Annotated in this window: 13 protein-coding genes; 7 read left to right on the top strand and 6 right to left on the bottom strand. The window is 70.8% G+C overall.

Annotated elements, in window-relative coordinates; all coding sequences use genetic code 11:
• Positions 1-66: 66 nt before the first annotated feature.
• From ETD83_RS09010 to ETD83_RS08985, 6 genes are all read right to left on the bottom strand, one after another.
• Positions 67-2,592: an ABC transporter permease gene (locus tag ETD83_RS09010; protein ID WP_171064097.1), complete on the bottom strand. Its 2,526-nt coding sequence runs from the start codon at positions 2,590-2,592 to the stop codon at positions 67-69.
• A 20-nt stretch (positions 2,593-2,612) separates the two neighbouring features.
• Positions 2,613-3,380, bottom strand: a complete 768-nt coding sequence (locus tag ETD83_RS09005) for an ABC transporter ATP-binding protein (protein ID WP_138644608.1) — start codon at positions 3,378-3,380, stop codon at positions 2,613-2,615.
• A gap of 227 nt (positions 3,381-3,607) precedes the next feature.
• Positions 3,608-3,880 carry a metal-sensitive transcriptional regulator gene (locus ETD83_RS09000; protein ID WP_138644635.1) on the bottom strand — a complete coding sequence of 91 codons (273 nt, stop codon included), beginning with the start codon at positions 3,878-3,880 and terminating at the stop codon, positions 3,608-3,610.
• A 206-nt stretch (positions 3,881-4,086) separates the two neighbouring features.
• A complete protein-coding gene (locus ETD83_RS08995; RefSeq protein WP_171064096.1) occupies positions 4,087-5,031 on the bottom strand; it encodes a sulfite exporter TauE/SafE family protein in 945 nt (314 codons plus the stop codon).
• Entirely contained in the window at positions 5,031-5,606 is a 576-nt protein-coding gene (locus ETD83_RS08990; protein ID WP_138644606.1) for a rhodanese-like domain-containing protein, read from the bottom strand. The genes ETD83_RS08995 and ETD83_RS08990 overlap by 1 nt, the downstream gene beginning before the upstream one ends.
• Positions 5,607-5,707: 101 nt before the next feature.
• The gene (locus ETD83_RS08985) at positions 5,708-7,072 is read right to left on the bottom strand and encodes an MBL fold metallo-hydrolase (RefSeq protein ID WP_138644605.1); all 1,365 of its coding nucleotides are present in this window, start codon (positions 7,070-7,072) and stop codon (positions 5,708-5,710) included.
• Between the two features lie 655 nt (positions 7,073-7,727).
• On the opposite strand from ETD83_RS08985, the gene ETD83_RS08980 reads away from it, so the two are divergent.
• The 7 genes from ETD83_RS08980 to ETD83_RS08950 all read left to right on the top strand — a co-directional run bounded on the left by ETD83_RS08980 (position 7,728) and on the right by ETD83_RS08950 (position 16,508).
• Positions 7,728-8,741 carry an alcohol dehydrogenase catalytic domain-containing protein gene (locus ETD83_RS08980; protein WP_138644604.1) on the top strand — a complete coding sequence of 338 codons (1,014 nt, stop codon included), beginning with the start codon at positions 7,728-7,730 and terminating at the stop codon, positions 8,739-8,741.
• Positions 8,742-8,906: 165 nt separating this feature from the next.
• Positions 8,907-11,204, top strand: a complete 2,298-nt coding sequence (hypF, locus tag ETD83_RS08975) for a carbamoyltransferase HypF (RefSeq protein ID WP_138644603.1) — start codon at positions 8,907-8,909, stop codon at positions 11,202-11,204.
• A 5-nt stretch (positions 11,205-11,209) separates the two neighbouring features.
• Complete coding sequence (locus tag ETD83_RS08970) at positions 11,210-11,491, top strand: HypC/HybG/HupF family hydrogenase formation chaperone (RefSeq protein ID WP_138644602.1); 282 nt, start codon at positions 11,210-11,212, stop codon at positions 11,489-11,491.
• Entirely contained in the window at positions 11,488-12,591 is a 1,104-nt protein-coding gene (gene hypD / locus ETD83_RS08965) for a hydrogenase formation protein HypD (protein WP_138644601.1), read from the top strand. The genes ETD83_RS08970 and hypD overlap by 4 nt, the downstream gene beginning before the upstream one ends.
• Positions 12,588-13,634 (top strand): hydrogenase expression/formation protein HypE, encoded by a 1,047-nt coding sequence (gene hypE, locus ETD83_RS08960; protein WP_138644600.1) that lies wholly within the window; start codon positions 12,588-12,590, stop codon positions 13,632-13,634. Before hypD ends, hypE begins: the two co-directional genes overlap by 4 nt.
• A gap of 1,162 nt (positions 13,635-14,796) precedes the next feature.
• Entirely contained in the window at positions 14,797-15,294 is a 498-nt protein-coding gene (gene bfr / locus ETD83_RS08955; protein WP_138644599.1) for a bacterioferritin, read from the top strand.
• A 539-nt stretch (positions 15,295-15,833) separates the two neighbouring features.
• Complete coding sequence (locus ETD83_RS08950; RefSeq protein WP_138644598.1) at positions 15,834-16,508, top strand: putative 2OG-Fe(II) oxygenase; 675 nt, start codon at positions 15,834-15,836, stop codon at positions 16,506-16,508.
• The last annotated feature ends 27 nt before the right edge of the window (positions 16,509-16,535 follow it).

The raw sequence follows: 16,535 nt of genomic DNA, 5'->3' as shown, positions 1-16,535 counted from the left end.
GTTCTCCACTCCAGTGTCCATGCTCTCGTTGTCACGCCTTAATGCCGCCAGCGCCGCGCGGACAGGTCATTCGGTGGTGATGGCGCGGAGGATGTCGATCCTGGCGGCGCGGCGGCCGGGGAACACCGCGGCCAGAACGCCGGCCAGGGCGGCGGCGACCAGGAAACCGAACAACGTGCCCATCGGGACGGCGAACTCCGTGATGCCCTGCTCGTGCAACGCGCGCACGAGCGTCCAGCCGAACACGACGCCGACGGCCAGCCCGAGGACGGCGCCGAACACAGCGATGATCACGGCTTCCCAGCGGACCATCGCGCGCAGCTGGCCCCTGGTCATGCCGACCGCGCGCAGCAGCCCCAGCTCGCGGATCCGTTCGAGCACCGACAGCGCCAGCGTGTTGACGATCCCGATGAAGGCGATGACCACGGCCAGGACGAGCAGGACGTAGAACAGCGCCAGGATCTGGTCGACCTGCCGCGCCTGGTCCTGCTTGTACTCGGCCTGGTCCTTGACCTGGACGACGGGGAAGTCCCGTACGGCCCGCTCGACCGCGGCGCGGGAGGCGGCCGCGGTGACCCCTTCCTTGGCTTTGACGAACGCCAGGAAGTCGAGTTGGTCGGTGTAGTGCCGGGTGTAGTCGGTCATCGCCAGCAGGTAGGCGTTGTTGAGCCGGTTGTCCTTGAAGATCGCCTTGATCTGCTTGCGCTGGACGCCGCCGACCGGGAACTCCATCGCGACGGTGTCGCCCACTTTCCAGCCGTGCTCCTCTGCGGTGTTCTCGCGCACCGCGATGTCGCCGCCGACCATGTCCGCGAGGTCACCGGAGGTGGTCTCGGTCCGGACGGTCCTGCCGTAGGCGATCGGGTCGACGCCCGCGAGCTGCTGCGTGCGGCCGTCGAGCTTGAACATGCCGAGGCGCAGGCCGCTGGCGGACTCGATCTCGGGCTGCGCCGCCAGGCGCTTCACCACCTCTGGACTGAACCCGAGCCCGCCGGACGGGCCGGTGAGGATGTAGTCCGCGCTCACCGACTCGTCCAGGGTGCTGTTGACCGACGCCTTGATCGACGAGGCGAAGATGGCGACGAAGCTGACCAGCGCGAGGCCGATCATCAGCGCGGCGGCGGTCGACGCGGTCCGCCGCGGGCTGCGCATCGCGTTCTGGCGGGCGAGCTTGCCCGGTTCGCCCGCCCAGCGAGCGAACGGCCAGCCGAGCAGCCTGGCCAGCGGCCGGACGATGAGCGGGCTGAGCACCGCGATGCCGAGGAAGACCACCAGCGCGCCGACCGAAACGTTCAGCAGCCGGTCGCCCTGCCCGGCGAACAGCCCGTTCAGCAGGAGCGCCACGCCGGTCACGGTGATCAGGCCGCCCGCCAGGGCGCGGCGGCGGACGCTGTGCGGGAGCGCCGTCACGATGTGCTGCTGGAGGGCCGCCATCGGCGGCACCCGCGTGGCCCGGACCGCCGGCAGCACGGACGCGGCCACGGTCACGACCAGGCCGAGAAGCAGCGACACCAGGATCGTCCGCGGCCGGACCTCCAGCGTGGTCGAGGGCAGGTCGACGCCGAGCGCGGTGAAAGCGGCGTTCAACGCGACGGCGATCAGCACGCCCACCCCCAGGCCGACGACCGAGGCCAGCAGCCCCACGATGGACGCCTCGCCGAGGACGGAGGCCAGCAGCTGACGCCGTGACGCGCCGAGGCAGCGCAGCAGCGCCAGCTCCCGCGTCCGCTGGGCGAGGATGATCGAGAAGGTGTTGACGATGATGAACGAGCCGACGAACAGCGCCGTGAACGCGAACGCCAGCAGCGCGTAGTTGATGAACTTGGTGAACTGGGCGATGAGCGTGCTGTACTCCTCAGCGAGCTGCTCGCCGGTGAGCACCTGGTACGTCCCGCCCACCGCGGCCTGGACGCGGTCGCGCAGGGCCTGGTCGCTGATCCCCGGGGCGGCGACCACGTCGATCTCGTCGTAGACGCCCGGACGGTTGAGCACCTTCTGCGCGGTGGCAAGATCGAAGCCGGCCATGGTGGCGCCGGCGAGATTGTCGGCCTTGCCGTAGCCGATGATCGCCCCCACGGTGAACTCGCCCGGCCGCCCCTGGAAAAGGATCGTCACCCGGTCGCCGATGCGGAAGCCCTCCCGCTCGGCGGTGCGGGCGTCCACGGCGACCTCGCCGGGACCGCTCGGCCGGTGCCCGGCGCGGATCGTGCCGGCCGCCTGGAACTCCGGAACCGTGCCGAGCGAGGTGCCGAAGGTGGGCGCGCCGCCTGTGGTCACCGGCTTGCCGTCCTTGCCGACGAACTGGGCGTAGCCGCTCACCGACCCCTCGGCGGCCTTGACCCCGGGGATCCCGGCGATCCGGTCACGCAGCGGCGCCGGCATCGGCGCCCGCTGCTCGCCGGCCTGGCCGGTGAAGGACGCCTTGGTGCGCACAGCGACGTCGACACCCTTGGTCACCTGGGTGAACAGCTCATCGAAGGTCTTGTTGATGGTGTCGGTGAGCACGTAGGTGCCGGTGACGAACCCCACCCCGAGCACGATCGCCAGCGCCGTCAGCATGAGCCGCAGCTTGTGGGACAGCAGCCCCTTCAAGGTCAATTTCCACATCGGGATCAGCCGCCCAGCCGCTTCATCAGGTCGAGCACCTTCTCGGCGGTCGGATCGGCCATCTCGTCGACGACGCGGCCGTCGGCGAGGAACAGCACCCGGTCGGAAAAGGCGGCCGCGCTCGGGTCGTGGGTCACCATCACGATCGTCTGCCCGAACTCGTCCACCGAACGGCGCATGAAGCGCAGCATCTCCGCACTCGACCGGGAATCGAGGTTGCCGGTGGGCTCGTCGGCGAAAATGATCGTCGGCCTGGAGACCAGCGCGCGGGCGCCGGCGACGCGCTGCTGCTCGCCGCCGGACAGCTGCGCTGGACGATGCCCCAGCCGGCCCCGCAGCCCGACCGCGTCGATCACCCGGTCGTACCAGGCCCGCTCGGGCCGCCTGCCCGCGATGGCCAGCGGCAGCTCGACGTTCTCGGCGGCGGTCAGGGTCGGTATCAGGTTGAACGCCTGGAACACGAAGCCGACCCGTTCCCGCCGCAGCAGGGTGAGCCGCCGGTCGGACAGCCCGCTCAACTCGGTGTCCGCGATCCAGATCTGACCGGATGTCATCCGGTCCAGGCCCGCCAGGCAGTGCAGCAGGGTCGACTTGCCCGAACCGCTCGGCCCCATCACCGCGGTGAACTGCCCGGACGCGAACCCGACCGTGACATCGTCCAGGGCTCGCACCGCATTGTCCCCGTGACCGTAGACCTTGCTGACCCCCACCGCCCGGACCGCGAGGACGTCCCGCGCCTCGCCGCCTCGGACCCGCTCACCGATGTCGCTCATGGTCCCTCTCCGTTCGCCCGGCGGTGTGGCCGGACGTAGGCCGCCGTCCCGGCTGGAGGGCGTTCTTGATAGCGACTATCCGAGGCGCGCATCCACGGCAGAAAGGGTCTTTCGTCCCGCCTTCGGCGGAGAAGGAGAGTCAACGCGAGCCGGTGGCCCGGCGAGGACCTGCCAACGGCAACGGCGGCAACTGACGACTGAGAGCTATTGCCAAAAAGACCGGGATCTCAGGCCAGTGCCAGGAACAGCTTCTCCAGTTGAGCGCGGTCGATCTCACCCTGTTCGGTTCCGGCGTTCTCGCGTGTGAGGCACTGCTCGAGACCCGTAGCGATGATCTTGAAGCCGGCCCGGTCGAGGGCGCGCGAGACCGCGGCGAGCTGAGTGATCACATCGGCGCAGTCGCGTCCTTCCTCGATCATCTTGACGATGCCGCCGATCTGCCCCTGTGCGCGTCTCAGCCGTACCGCGACATCGGCCAGCGCGTCCTTGTCCAGTTCCATGTCCGCCAATCCTTCCGGCTCGCGCAGCAGGCCCGGGCACACCACATGATCGTGGATGATCGCCGAGGTGGGGACGGGAACGGCCGTCACCGCCTCCACTGCGGCTATACCCCTGCCGGTATCCAGACACGCGCTGGGCAGCCAGTATTCCCGCGCCCGGCCCGCGCCGTGAGCCGATCCCGAGCCGGGGCCGTGGCGGCGGCCGTTCACGGGAGCCGGTTCGGCTCCGGCGCGATCGTCCGCTGATCCGAGATCCGACTCCGGTTTCGGAAACGTCCGAGCGAGGTCAGGGTCATCGCCATGAGGATCACCGCGAGCGCCGTCCAGCCGCCGGGCGTGGTGAACAGCGCGTCGCGCGCTCCGGCCGGGGTCTGAGCCGCGAGCACCCACGCGGCCATGGCCAGGACGAACCATCCGAAGACGCGCCGGAGCCGTTGCGGCGCGACCCGCCCGGCGAGCTGGGACCCGGCGACCCCGCCGAGGACGGCCGCACCGGTGACCGACAGGGTGAGCGGCCAGTCCAGCTCCACGGCGTGCAGGTAGCCCGCCAGGCCCGCGCCCGACTTCATCGCGATGACCAGCAGCGACGTGCCGACTGCGGTGGGCATCGAGAGGCCGCCGAGCAGCACCAGGGCGGGCACCACGAGGAAACCGCCGCCCGCCCCGACCAGGCCGGTGACCAGCCCGACCGCGACGCCCTCTCCGAGGATCCGCAGTACGGGACGCTCCGTCGCACCCAAGTCGACGAGGTCGGCCCGGCAGCCGGGCTCGGCCGGGGCGGGGTCGGGCGGGCCGGGGCGGCGGCGCAGCATGGCCAGCGCGGTCACCACCATCATCACGCCGAAGACCGCCAGCAGCACCGAGCCGGGAACGTAGGCGGCGAGCCGTCCTCCGGCGTAGGCGCCCGCCATCCCCGCGACGCCGAACAGCAGGCCGGTCCGCCAGCGGACGCGTCCGGCGCGGGCGTGCGGCAGGACGCCCGCCAGCGCGGTCGCGCCCACGACGAACAGGGACATGGCGATGGCCTGCTTGGTCTGGACCCCGGCGACGTAGACCAGGATCGGAACGGTGAGGATGGAGCCCCCGCCGCCGAGCAGGCCGAGCGAGAAGCCGACGGTCAGCGCTGCGGCCAGGGTCAGCGCGAGCGTCATCACGACCGCCCGTCCCGCAGCAGCTCAACGACGTCGACGGCGTCGCAGGCCGGGGCGCGGTTGAAGGGGAGCCGCGCCAGCATGGTCCCCATCAGGCAGGTGTTGGTCAGCGCGGCGACGGTGAGCCCGGCTCCGATGACGCCCGCCAGCCACACCAGCGCCGGCGCGACCAGGCCGCCGAGTACGCCGAGCAGGACGAGGGCACCGGCGACCAGCCGGACCTGCCGTTCCAGGTCCCAGCGTGCGCGGCCGCGGCTGAGAGGCGCGCCTGCCGCCTCCCAGGCGAGGATGCCGCCGGCCAGGACGTGCACGTTCGCCATCCCGACCTCGGCGAGCGCGTGTTCGGCGTGGGCGGCTCGGTTGCCGGTCCGGCAGACCAGCACGACGTCGTCCAGATGGGCGCTCAGCTCGGCGCGGTGCTCGCGCAGCAGGTCCAGGGGGACGTTGTAGGAGCCGGGGATGTGCGCCGCCGTGAACTCGGCCGGGGTGCGCACGTCCAGCATCCGCGGGGGGTTGGGGGCGGTGAGAAGCGCGCGCAGGTCCGCCGCCTCGAGTGTCGCGGGCAGAGGGCTCATCTGGGTTCACCTCGCAGAGGACAGGAGTGGTCGCGGGGAGGCTGGTCCGGGGTCCGTTGCGGGCAGGTCCCCGGACCAGCGGTCATTTGGGTCGCCCGGCCTCACGCGGCCTTGGTGACGAGCGGCAGTCCGGTGCAGGCCGTGGAGCCGTACTCGTCGTCGACGGCGACCACGTGCCGGCCCTCGCTGGCCAGCAGCGAGGCCGCGACGGAGGCGCGGTAGCCGGCCTGGCAGTGCACCCACACCTCGCCGTCCGGCACCTCGGCCAGGCGCCCGGGCAGTTTGTGCAGCGGGATATGCACTGCACCGTCTATGTGCGAGTCCCGCCATTCCAGGTCGCGGCGGACGTCCAGCACCGTGACCGGGCGGCGGTGCCGCACCGCCGCCAGATCCGCGAAGGACCCGGCCGGGACGCTCGCCACGCGCTCGCGACCCGCCCATCGCTCCGGGCCGCCGACGGCGGACGCGGCCGGCCGGTCGATGCCGATGCGCACCAGTTCTCGCTGGGCCTGCGCCACCTCCCGCGAGGTCTGGCCGAGCAGTGTCAGCGGCGTACCCCACGGGATCAGCCAGCCGAGGTAGGTCACGAAGGCGCCGTCCAGCCCGAAGTTGAGCGTCCCCGCCATGTGCCCGGCCGCGAACGCCGTCCGGGAACGCAAGTCCACCACCCATTCCCCGGCGTCGATGCGACGGCGCAGTTCGGCGGCGTCTGCTCGGCGCGGCGCCGACAGGTCGGGCGCCTGCGGACCAGCGCTGTTGGACGGCGCCATGTGGGTGTAGTAGGCCGGATAGGAGTCCAGCCCGGCCAGAAGCGACTCCGCGTACGCCCGCTCGTCCAGCGTCAGAACGGGATTGGCGCGCTTCTCCCCTCCGATGGTCGACGCCTGTCGCTGTGACTGCGTGGCCGAGCAGAAGCTCCCGAATCCGTGCGTGGGGAAGACCTCGGCGTCGTCGGGCAGTTCGCGGGCCAGCCGGTGCGCCGAACCGTACTGAGCGCTCACCAGCGCGCTGGTGTGGGCGGGGCCCAGCAGGTCCGGGCGGCCTGTCGACCCGTAGAGCAGCGAACCGCCGGTGAACACCGCGGGCACCCGGCCGGGCGCCTCCAGAACGTAGGCGAGGTGGGTGAAGGTGTGCCCCGGTGTGGCCAGCGCCCGCACCCGCATCCGGGCACCGACCTCGATCACGTCGCCGTCGCTCACCGGTGCCCGCTCGAACGTCACCGGGTCGGCGGTGTTGAGGTGATAGGCGGCCCCGGTGGTCCGCGCCAGCGCGAGCCCGCCGGTCACATAGTCGTTGTGGACGTGGGTCTCGAACACGTCGACGACGTCTACCCCGTGGTCCTCGGCCAGTGCCAGCACGCGGTCGATGTCGCGCTGCGGATCGACGACGAACGCGACCTCGCCGTCGGTCACCAAGTAGCTGCGGTCCCCCAGCGAAGGGGTGTCGATCGCAAGGACGTCGATCATCGGGCTTCCTCCTTCGAATCCGTCAGGTGGCGCTGTCTCGCGGGATCAGGCGCACCATCCGCATGTGCGGCGGTGAGCGTCCGAGCACTGGACCCGACCGGCCCTGTTGATACCCCGGGGGGTATATGTCTGGCACGATACCCAACGGATCGAGCGATTGACACATACCCCCGGGGGTATTTTGAGGACCTCGCGCCGGCGGCGTCTGACCAGGACCTCGACCGGTACGGGGGTTGGAGGCGCCGGCGGTCCGACACGCGGCGGGGCGCCCCCGATGCCGAGGACTTTCGTCCCTGGCGGCATCAGGTCCTCTGCGGTGAAATGACATCAGGGCGGGAGAAGCCCAGAAAGGGACGGAGAAGTGGGCGACCACGCACCGTCCAGCTCGAAACGCTGCCTAAGCGGCGGAGGACTTCTCCCGCCTCGAACACGCGCTGGGCGTGGTGGCGCCACGTCGTCCGTGGGCGTGGGCCCCCGCGCCGACGATCAGGGGGATGCCGGAGCCCGGGGATACTGGGAGCCGGTGGGGTCCGGGCAGAGCCATGGGACCTTTGGGCCGTTCTCCGGGGTCGTTGGGCACTTTGGACGGTCCACCGGTGTGCCGATCATCGGATGTGACCGCGATCACGTGGCGCACACCGATGTAAGAGGGCTCATGAAGGCAGCAGTGGTCACCGGCTTCGACAAACCACTGGTGATCCGGGACCTGCTCGTCCCGAGGCCCGGACCGGGACAGGTGCTGGTGCGGATGGAGGCCTCTGGGCTGTGCCGCACCGACATCCACGCGGCCTGCGGAGACTGGCCCCTCAAGCCGAACCCGCCCTTCATCCCCGGCCATGAGGGAGTCGGCGTCATCGAGGAGGCCGCGGCCGACGTCTCCACCGCCCGGATCGGCAAGCGCGTCGCGATCCCGTGGCTCGCGCGGACGTGCGGGCACTGCCGATCCTGCCTGACCGGCTGGGAGACGCTGTGCGAGCGTCAAGAGAACAACGGCTACTCCGTCGACGGCGCCTACGCCGAGTACGCCGCCGTCCACGAGGCCGGGATCGTCGAGGTGCCCGAGGCGCTGCCGGCGTTCGAGGCGGCGCCGCTGAGCTGCGCGGGTTCGGCCGCCTACAAGGCGATCAAGGTAGCCGGGGTCACGCCCGCGGAGCGGGTCGCGGTGTTCGGCGCCGGCGGCCTCGGGCACATGGCGCTGCAGTACGCGCGGATCGCGGGCGCTCTCGTCACCGCCGTCGACATCGAATGGAACAAGCTCCACCTCGCCGCGAAGCTGGGCGCTGACCACGTGGTCAACGCACGCGCCGACGATCCCGTCGAGGCCCTCCGGGAGGCCGGCGGCGCCGATGTGGCGGTCGTCCTCACGGCCGCGCCCACGGCGTTCGAGCAGGCGTACCGTTCGCTGCGCCGGGGCGGGCGCCTGGTGTGCGTGGGACTTCCCCCGGGCGGCGCCGCCCTCGGCGTTCCCTTCTTCGAGACCGTGGTCGGCGGCCGGTCGGTCATCGGGTCTGTCGCCGGCACCCGCCAAGAGCTGACCGAGGTGTTCGCACTGGCCGCCGCCGGCCGGACCGAGATGATCGCTGAGCCTCGCGCCCTCGACGACGTCAACGCCTGCTTCGACGACGTACTGGGCGGCCGGGTGCCCGCCCGGCTGGTCTTCGAGTTCTGAAGCCGGGGCCGACCGGCTATGGGAAACGGGTGGGAATGCAGCGTGGGCGGGCCGATGCGAGGGACCTTCGTCCCCGGCTTCGGTGCCGTGCGCCCCTGACCGGGGCCACGGCGGTGGGTAAGGCTGACAGGCATGACCGGTGTGCGGACTCGCGAGGATGGCGGGATGACCGAGGCGCGGCGGTTCGAGGTGCGCGGAACCGTGCAGGGGGTGGGGTTCCGGCCGTTCGTGTACCGGCTCGCCGTGGCCTGCGGGGTCCGCGGCGATGTGCGCAACAGCGGCGGCGTCGTGGTGATCACGGCGGTGGGGGAGGGGCCGGTGCTGGACGACTTCGCGTCCCGTCTCGTCGCCGAGGCGCCGGAAGCGGCGTCGGTGACCGGGGTGACGGCGACGCGGCTGGACGGCTCGTCCGCCCAGGCGGGGTTCGCGGTCCTCGGCAGCGCCGCCGCGGGATCGGCCACCCGCGACATACCACCCGACCTCGCCACCTGCGAGGCATGTCTGCGGGAGTTGTTCGATCCGGGCGACCGGAGATATCGGTATCCGTTCGTGAACTGCACCGCCTGCGGCCCGCGCGCGACGATCATCGAGGCGCTGCCCTATGACCGGGCACGCACGACGATGGGTGCCTTCGCGATGTGCCCGGCGTGCGAGGCCGAGTACCGCGACCCGGCGGACCGTCGTTTCCTTGCCGAGCCGGTCGCGTGCCCGGCGTGCGGCCCCCGGCTCTCCTGGGAGCCCGGCGGGCGGCAGGGAGAGGAAGCGCTGGCCGCCGCCACGGAAGCGATCCGCGAAGGCGGGGTGGTCGCGATCAAGGGCATCGGCGGCTACCAGCTGATCTGCGACGCGACCGACACCGAAGCGGTCGGACGTCTCCGCGCCGCCAAGGGCAGGGAGGCCAAACCGCTGGCCGTCATGGTGCCGGACATGGCGGCGGCGTGCACGCTCGCCGACCTGACCGCCGCCGTCGTCGGCGTGCTGACCTCGCCCGCTCGCCCCATCGTGCTGGCACCAAGGGCGCGCGGGCCGCTGGCCCCGCAGGTGTGCGACGGCCTGCCGGATGTGGGGGTGTTCCTGCCCTACAGCCCGCTGCACCACCTTCTGCTGCGCGACCTCGTCCGGCCACTGGTCGTGACCAGCGGAAACCATGCCGGCGGGCCCATGGTGACCGAGGACGACGCGGCGCGCCGCCGGCTCGGCCCGGTCGCCGACGGCGTCCTCTCCCATGATCGGCCGATCCTGGCCCGCTACGACGACTCCGTCGTCCGCGTGGTGGCGGGGCGGCCGTCCATCGTGCGCCGAGCCCGCGGTATCGCCCCGGCTCCGCTGCCGCTGCCGGTCGCCGCCGCCGAACCGATCCTGGCGCTGGGCGCGCAGCTCAAGCACACCTTCACCGTCGCCAACGGGCGGCGGGCGATCATCGGCCCGCACACCGGGGACCTTGAGGACGCCGAGACCTTCGCGGCCTTCGAGGAGTCGCTGGACCGCTGCCTGCGCGTCGAGAACGTCGAACCGGCGTACGTGGCGCACGACCTGCATCCGGAGTACCTGTCCAGCAAGCACGCGGCGCGGTGGCCCGCAGGGCGCCGGATTCCGGTCCAGCATCACCACGCCCATGTCGTGGCGACCGCCGCCGAGCACGGTGTCACTGGCCCGTTCCTCGGTGTCGCCTACGACGGGCTCGGGCTGGGCGACGACGGCACCTTCTGGGGCGGGGAGATCCTGCTGGCCACCTACTCGGGGTTCAAACGGCTCGGCCGGTTCTCCCACGCGCCCCTGTGCGGTGGTGCCGCGGCCGTACGGCGTCCGGCCCGCATGGCGCTCGGTTACCTGTTCGGCGCCGAACCCCTGGGCGACCGCGCCCCGGGCACAAAGCCGGCCGCGGACCTGCTGGCGCGACTGCCCGAACGGGAGGTCGCCGTCGCGCGCCGCATGATCGACCGGGGCGTGAACTCCCCTCTGGCCTCCAGCGCGGGGCGGCTCTTCGACGCCCTTGCGGCCCTGCTGGGGATATGCGATGACAACCGCTACGAAGGCGAGGCCGCGATGCGGCTGGAGGCGGCCGCGGGCGGGCAGGGCACCACGGAACCACTCGGCTGGCGGCTGGTGCGGCGCGGCGGGCTGTGGGTGTACGACGGCGCGGCCACGCTGCGCGACGCGCTCACGGCCCGCGCCGACGGGGAGCCGCCCGCTCGGATCGCCGCCGCCTTCCACCAGACCCTCGCCATCGTCACCGTCGAACTGTGCGACCGCGCCGCCGCCGACGCCGGGGTGGGCACCGTCTGCCTGTCCGGAGGCGTCTTCCAGAACCGCACGCTCGCCACGGCCGTCCTGAGCGCACTGGACGAGGCAGGGTTCGAGGCCTTCCTCGGCGAACGGGTACCGGTGAACGATGGGGGCATCAGCTACGGGCAGGCGGCGATCGCGGCGGCGCGGCTCGCGGACGCAACGGAGAGGAGTTGAACGGCATGTGCCTGGGCATTCCCGGACGGATCGTCGAGGCGGACGACGCCGACCTGCGGATGGGTGTGATCGACTTCGACGGCGTCCGCCGGGAGGTCTGCCTCGCCTACACCCCGGAGGCGGACGTCGGTGACTTCGTCATCGTCCATGTCGGCTTCGCGATCAGCACGGTGGACGAGGAGGAGGCCGCCCGCACCATGGCGGTGCTCAACGCCATCCCCGACGTGCTGAGCGCCGAGCTCGCCGGCGGCGAAGAGCCGCCACGGGACGCCGGGAGGGCGGTATGAAGTACCTCGACGAGTATCGGGACCCGGTCCTGGCCAGGCGGCTGCTCGCCGATGTCCACGCCACCGCCACCCGGCCCTGGACGATCATGGAGGTGTGCGGTGGGCAGACGCACACCATCGTCCGGCAGGGCATCGACGAGCTGTTGCCCGAGGACGTGCGCATGATCCACGGCCCGGGCTGCCCGGTCTGCGTCACGCCGCTGGAGACCCTGGACCACGCGCTGGCCATCGCCGCCCGCCCGGAGGTGACCTTCACCAGCTTCGGCGACATGCTCCGCGTCCCCGGCAGCCGCGGCGATCTACTCAAACTGCGGGCCAGGGGCGCGGACGTGCGCGTGGTCTACTCGCCGCTCGACGCCGTCCGCCTGGCCGCCGCCGCCCCCGACCGGCACGTGGTCTTTTTCGCGGTCGGATTCGAGACCACCGCCCCGGCCAACGCGATGGCCGTGCTGCGCGCCCACGCTCTGGGCCTGGACAACTTCTCGATGCTCGTCAGCCACGTGCTGGTGCCGCCCGCGATCACCGCCATCCTCGACTCGCCCGACAACCAGGTGCAGGCGTTCCTGGCCGCGGGCCACGTCTGCGCCGTGATGGGCTGGACCCAGTACGAGCCGATCGCAGCCCGATACCGGGTGCCCATCGTGGTCACCGGATTCGAGCCGCTCGACCTGCTCGAAGGGATCCTGCTGGCCGTCCGGCAACTGGAGGACGGCCGCCACCAGGTCGAGAACCAGTACACCCGTGCCGTGCGCCGCTCCGGCAACACCGCCGCCCAGGACGCGGTGCGCCGTGTGTTCCAGGTGACCACCCGAACCTGGCGCGGCATCGGCCCCATCACCGCCGGCGGCCTGACGCTCGCCCCCGAGTTCGCGGAATACGACGCCGAACGCCGCTTCAGCGCCGCCGTGCTCGACACCGACGGGCTCGGCTCCCTTGAGAACGCCGACTGCATCGCCGGGGCGATCCTCCGGGGGACCAGCCTGCCCACCGACTGCGCCGCGTACGGCACGACGTGCACGCCGCGCCACCCGCTGGGTGCGCCGATGGTGTCCAGCGAGGGCACCTGCGCCGCCTTCCACAACGCCGGGAGAACACGATGACCGACCCGACCGCCCTGAGCTGCCCCGCACCGGCGGCCGAGACCGAACGGGTCCTGCTCGGCCACGGCTCCGGCGGCCGCCTGATGGCCGAGCTGCTCCGCGACGTGATCGCGACCGAACTGGGCACGGACCCGATCGCCGAGGACGCCGCGGTCGTCGACACCGGCACCGCCGAAGTGGTGACCAGCACCGACTCCTTCGTCGTCACGCCCCGGTTCTTCCCCGGCGGCGACATCGGCTCCCTGGCCGTGCACGGCACCATCAACGACCTGGCCATGCGCGGCGCCCGCCCGGTCGCGCTCACCCTCGCCTACATCGTCGAGGAGGGCCTCCCCCTGGACGAACTGCGCGCGATCACCGCGTCGGCGGCACGCGCGGCGGCCACCGCCGGCGTCCCGATCGTCACCGGCGACACCAAGGTCGTCCAACGCGGCGCCGCCGACGGCGTGTACGTCACCACCACCGGCATCGGCGTCCGCCACCCGGACGCAACGCCCTCGGCGGCGCACGGACGCCCCGGCGACCTGGTCCTGCTGTCGGGACCGATCGCGCTGCACGGCACCGCGATCCTCAGCGCCAGGGAGAGCCTCGGCTTCGAATCCGAGATCGCCTCCGACAGCAGACCGCTGCACGCCCTGGTCGCCGCCATGCTCGACGCGGGCGGACCGGACGTACACACACTGCGCGATCCCACCCGCGGCGGACTCGCCTCCGCACTCAACGAACTCGCCGAGACCTCATCGATCGGCGTCGACATCACCGAAGACGCCGTCCCCGTACCGCCCCTGGCGGCCGCCGCCTGCGAACTGCTCGGCCTGGACCCCCTGCATGTGGCCAACGAGGGCTGCCTGGTCGCCTTCGTCGCACCGACCGCGGCCGAAGCCGTCCTGCACGCGATGCACACCCGCCCCGAAGGCGCCGGCGCCCGCGTGATAGGCAGCCTCACCGATGAGCACCCCGGCCGCGTCCACATGCGCACCATGCTCGGCGGCGTCCGCGTCGTCGACATGCTCGTAGGCGAACAACTCCCACGCATCTGCTGACGCCGCTGGGTGACCCTGCCGAGCCGGATGAGGACCCGCCGTGGACTTTCAGGGGAGGAACCGGGGCAGAGGTGTCATCCGACCCCGTCACACCCGGGCCTCGTCGAGGAGGACGCCGTCATCATCCGCAACCGCTTGGGCGCGGTTCCTCTCCCATGCCGTCCCGCAGGCGGGACGGTGGTCGCCTACGAGGCCGACGACTTCGACAGCGTCCGCCATCTCGGCTGAAGCGTCATCGTCGCCAGTACCGAACCTGAGCAGGGAACCCGCCGCCATTGCCCGCCACCGGCTGCTGCTGCGCCCCTTAATCGGCGACGAGTCGGACCACGTCATCCCCGTCCGCGCCGACAAGGTCACCGGTATCCGGGCCGTCGAGGAGACACGCGGCTGACCTCATCGTGACCACGGGAGCATCCCGGCGAGCAGGTGACCAACCGTTCGGGGAGACGCCCTCGTCCCGCTATCGGTTCCGGGGTCCCTGGTGTGCCGGGGGCATCGCGCCGTTCGGTACGGCCGATGAACGAGCCGGATCAGATCTCTGTACTCCGGCACCCCGGACCTGCGCGATCCCGACAGGAGGATAGATGCGCATAAATCTGCATTGTGTTCTTCACGAAGACCCGAAGCGAATCGTATTAGTGAGCTTGCGAACTCGATTATTCTAACAATTTAGGATAGCCTATCCTTGCCAAGGACAGGCTATCCTAAATAAGGTCGACCTAAGCAATTGAGGTGCCTTGGAGATCCTTTCACATAGCTCGGTGGTCGCCATTTACATGATCATCTATGTTTCTAACACCGTGACCTCATACAACGTTCTGCACCGCAGGTGCGCGGCTTGCTTCTTCCAAGAAGATTAGAAAGTCGGTCGCGATGTGAAACGGGGTTGTGGCAGTTGTCCATCTACTGGACGGCCGGAGATCGTCACGCGGCCGATCGCACGTTCAGTGTCATGACCTGTGTCTTCATGCAGCCTTCGCTGCTCCGTCGACGCATCTTGGGGCCTTCTCTTTGAGAATCTCAGCCCTATCTTTTCTGGCTGAGATGGAGGCGCCGAAGCCTCCGATGGTGCAGTCCAAGCAATGAATTCGTCCGGCGACGGATATTCAACTCGAAATTTCAGAGCTGGTGAGGACCTGTCGGCCGTGCCAGCATCAGTTGCATGGAAGGTGACAGCCAGATCATCGGGCTGCTCAACGAGCAGCTCACAGCGGAACTGACGGCGATCAACCAGTTCTTCCTGCATGCCAAGATGCAGCAGGACTGGGGCTACGTGCGACTCGCCAAGCACTCGCGCAAGGAAGCCCATGAGGAGCTGGAGCACGCCGAGCGCATCACCGAACGAATCCTTTTCCTGGAGGGAACCCCGAACTACCAGAAACTCAACGCACTGCGGATCGGGCAGGACGTCCCCGAGCAACTCCGGAACGACCTGGCCCTGGAGATGGAGACCGTGACCCGGCTGCGACCCGGCATCGCGCTGATGCGCGAGCGCGGCGACGTCACCTCCGCCCGGATCTTCGAGGAGATCCTCGCGGACGAAGAAGAGCACGTCGACTACCTGGAGACCGAACTGGGCCTCGTCGAGTCCCTCGGCGAGCTCAACTACTTGCAGCGCCTCACCGACGCGCCCGGAGAGGACTTCACCGAGCCCGTCTAAGCCCTGCGACGACCGACGGGCCCGCGCCGACGCGGGTGTCGCGGCCGTCCCCCGCTCGCACCCGGGCGCCGAGGATCAGCTTGATTTCCGACCTGACCCGCTTTCAGGCCGGGGACGGGATGACCTTGGCGGCCGGGTGCACGTCCACCTACCCCGTCTCGACCCGACCCGCCTGTGAGGACGACGGCGACCGCGGCGAGGCCCGGACGACTCTGGTACGCACCGCCCGGCCGCTCGACGGAGCACCGGAGTCCGCGGTTCCGTGAGCCGGCTGGGCCCGGTGCCGGTCCTCGGCGACGCCCCGTCGCCTCCCATACGGAAGGTGCCGCTGCTCGTGCGGGGACGGAGCGATGAAGTTGTGGCGAGACCGTGGGCATCCCGCACATGCCCGCCACATCGGCCGCCCCCACCTCCATACCGGCCGACGTGGCTGGGCACGTGCAGACCCGCCGCGGCGCCTTGAAGCCTGAGCTGGACGAACGACTGACCGCCGGTTACCGGTCGCCCCACAGCGGACCCCATCAAGAAGGAGCACGATCGTGACCAAGACCCTCCCCGCCGACGACACGGGTACCCGTGCCGACCCCCCTGGAGAACGGCTGGTGCTGCAGATGTGGCGAACCCCCGTCTACCAGGCCGACTGCACCGGCGCCGCCCAGCACCTCCCAGCCCTGCGGGAGTTGGTCCTCGACGCGGACAAGAACGGCGCCCAGTCCGGCGCCGTCAACGTGATCAAGTCAGCCCCGACCATGCTGACCTGGAAGCATCCCTCGATCGACTGGCTGGGCCATCAGATCTCCGTCGCGGGCCGGGCGCTGGCCCGCGCGGTGCTGGGCGAGGCCGCCGACGAGATCGACGACCACGACATCGTCACGGAGGCGTGGGCGGTGATCTGTCGACCTGGCCGACCACTGCGCCCGCACACCCGTCATGACTCGGCCTGGTCGGGCCTGCTGTCCATCGCCACCGACCCCGACCCCCACCCCGACGGCGACAGCGACGCCGGATACCTGCACATGCTCGATCCCCGACCTGCCGCGGTCACTCGCGCCGCGTCCCCCGGAGCCGTCCACTACTGCCCGGTCCCCGGCCGGATGATCGCCTTCCCCGGTTGGCAGGCCCACTGGATGAAGGCGACCACGACCCGCTCCCGGCTGCGGATCGCGATCGCCTGGAACATCACCTACCACCAGCACGGGAGCTGGACGCCATGACCCTCACCACCCACGCCCCCACCCCCG

Source organism: Actinomadura soli, assembly GCF_005889715.1.
In the GTDB taxonomy this organism is placed as follows: Bacteria; Actinomycetota; Actinomycetes; order Streptosporangiales; family Streptosporangiaceae; genus Spirillospora; species Spirillospora soli.
This window is presented reverse-complemented; position numbering and strand designations above follow the sequence as displayed.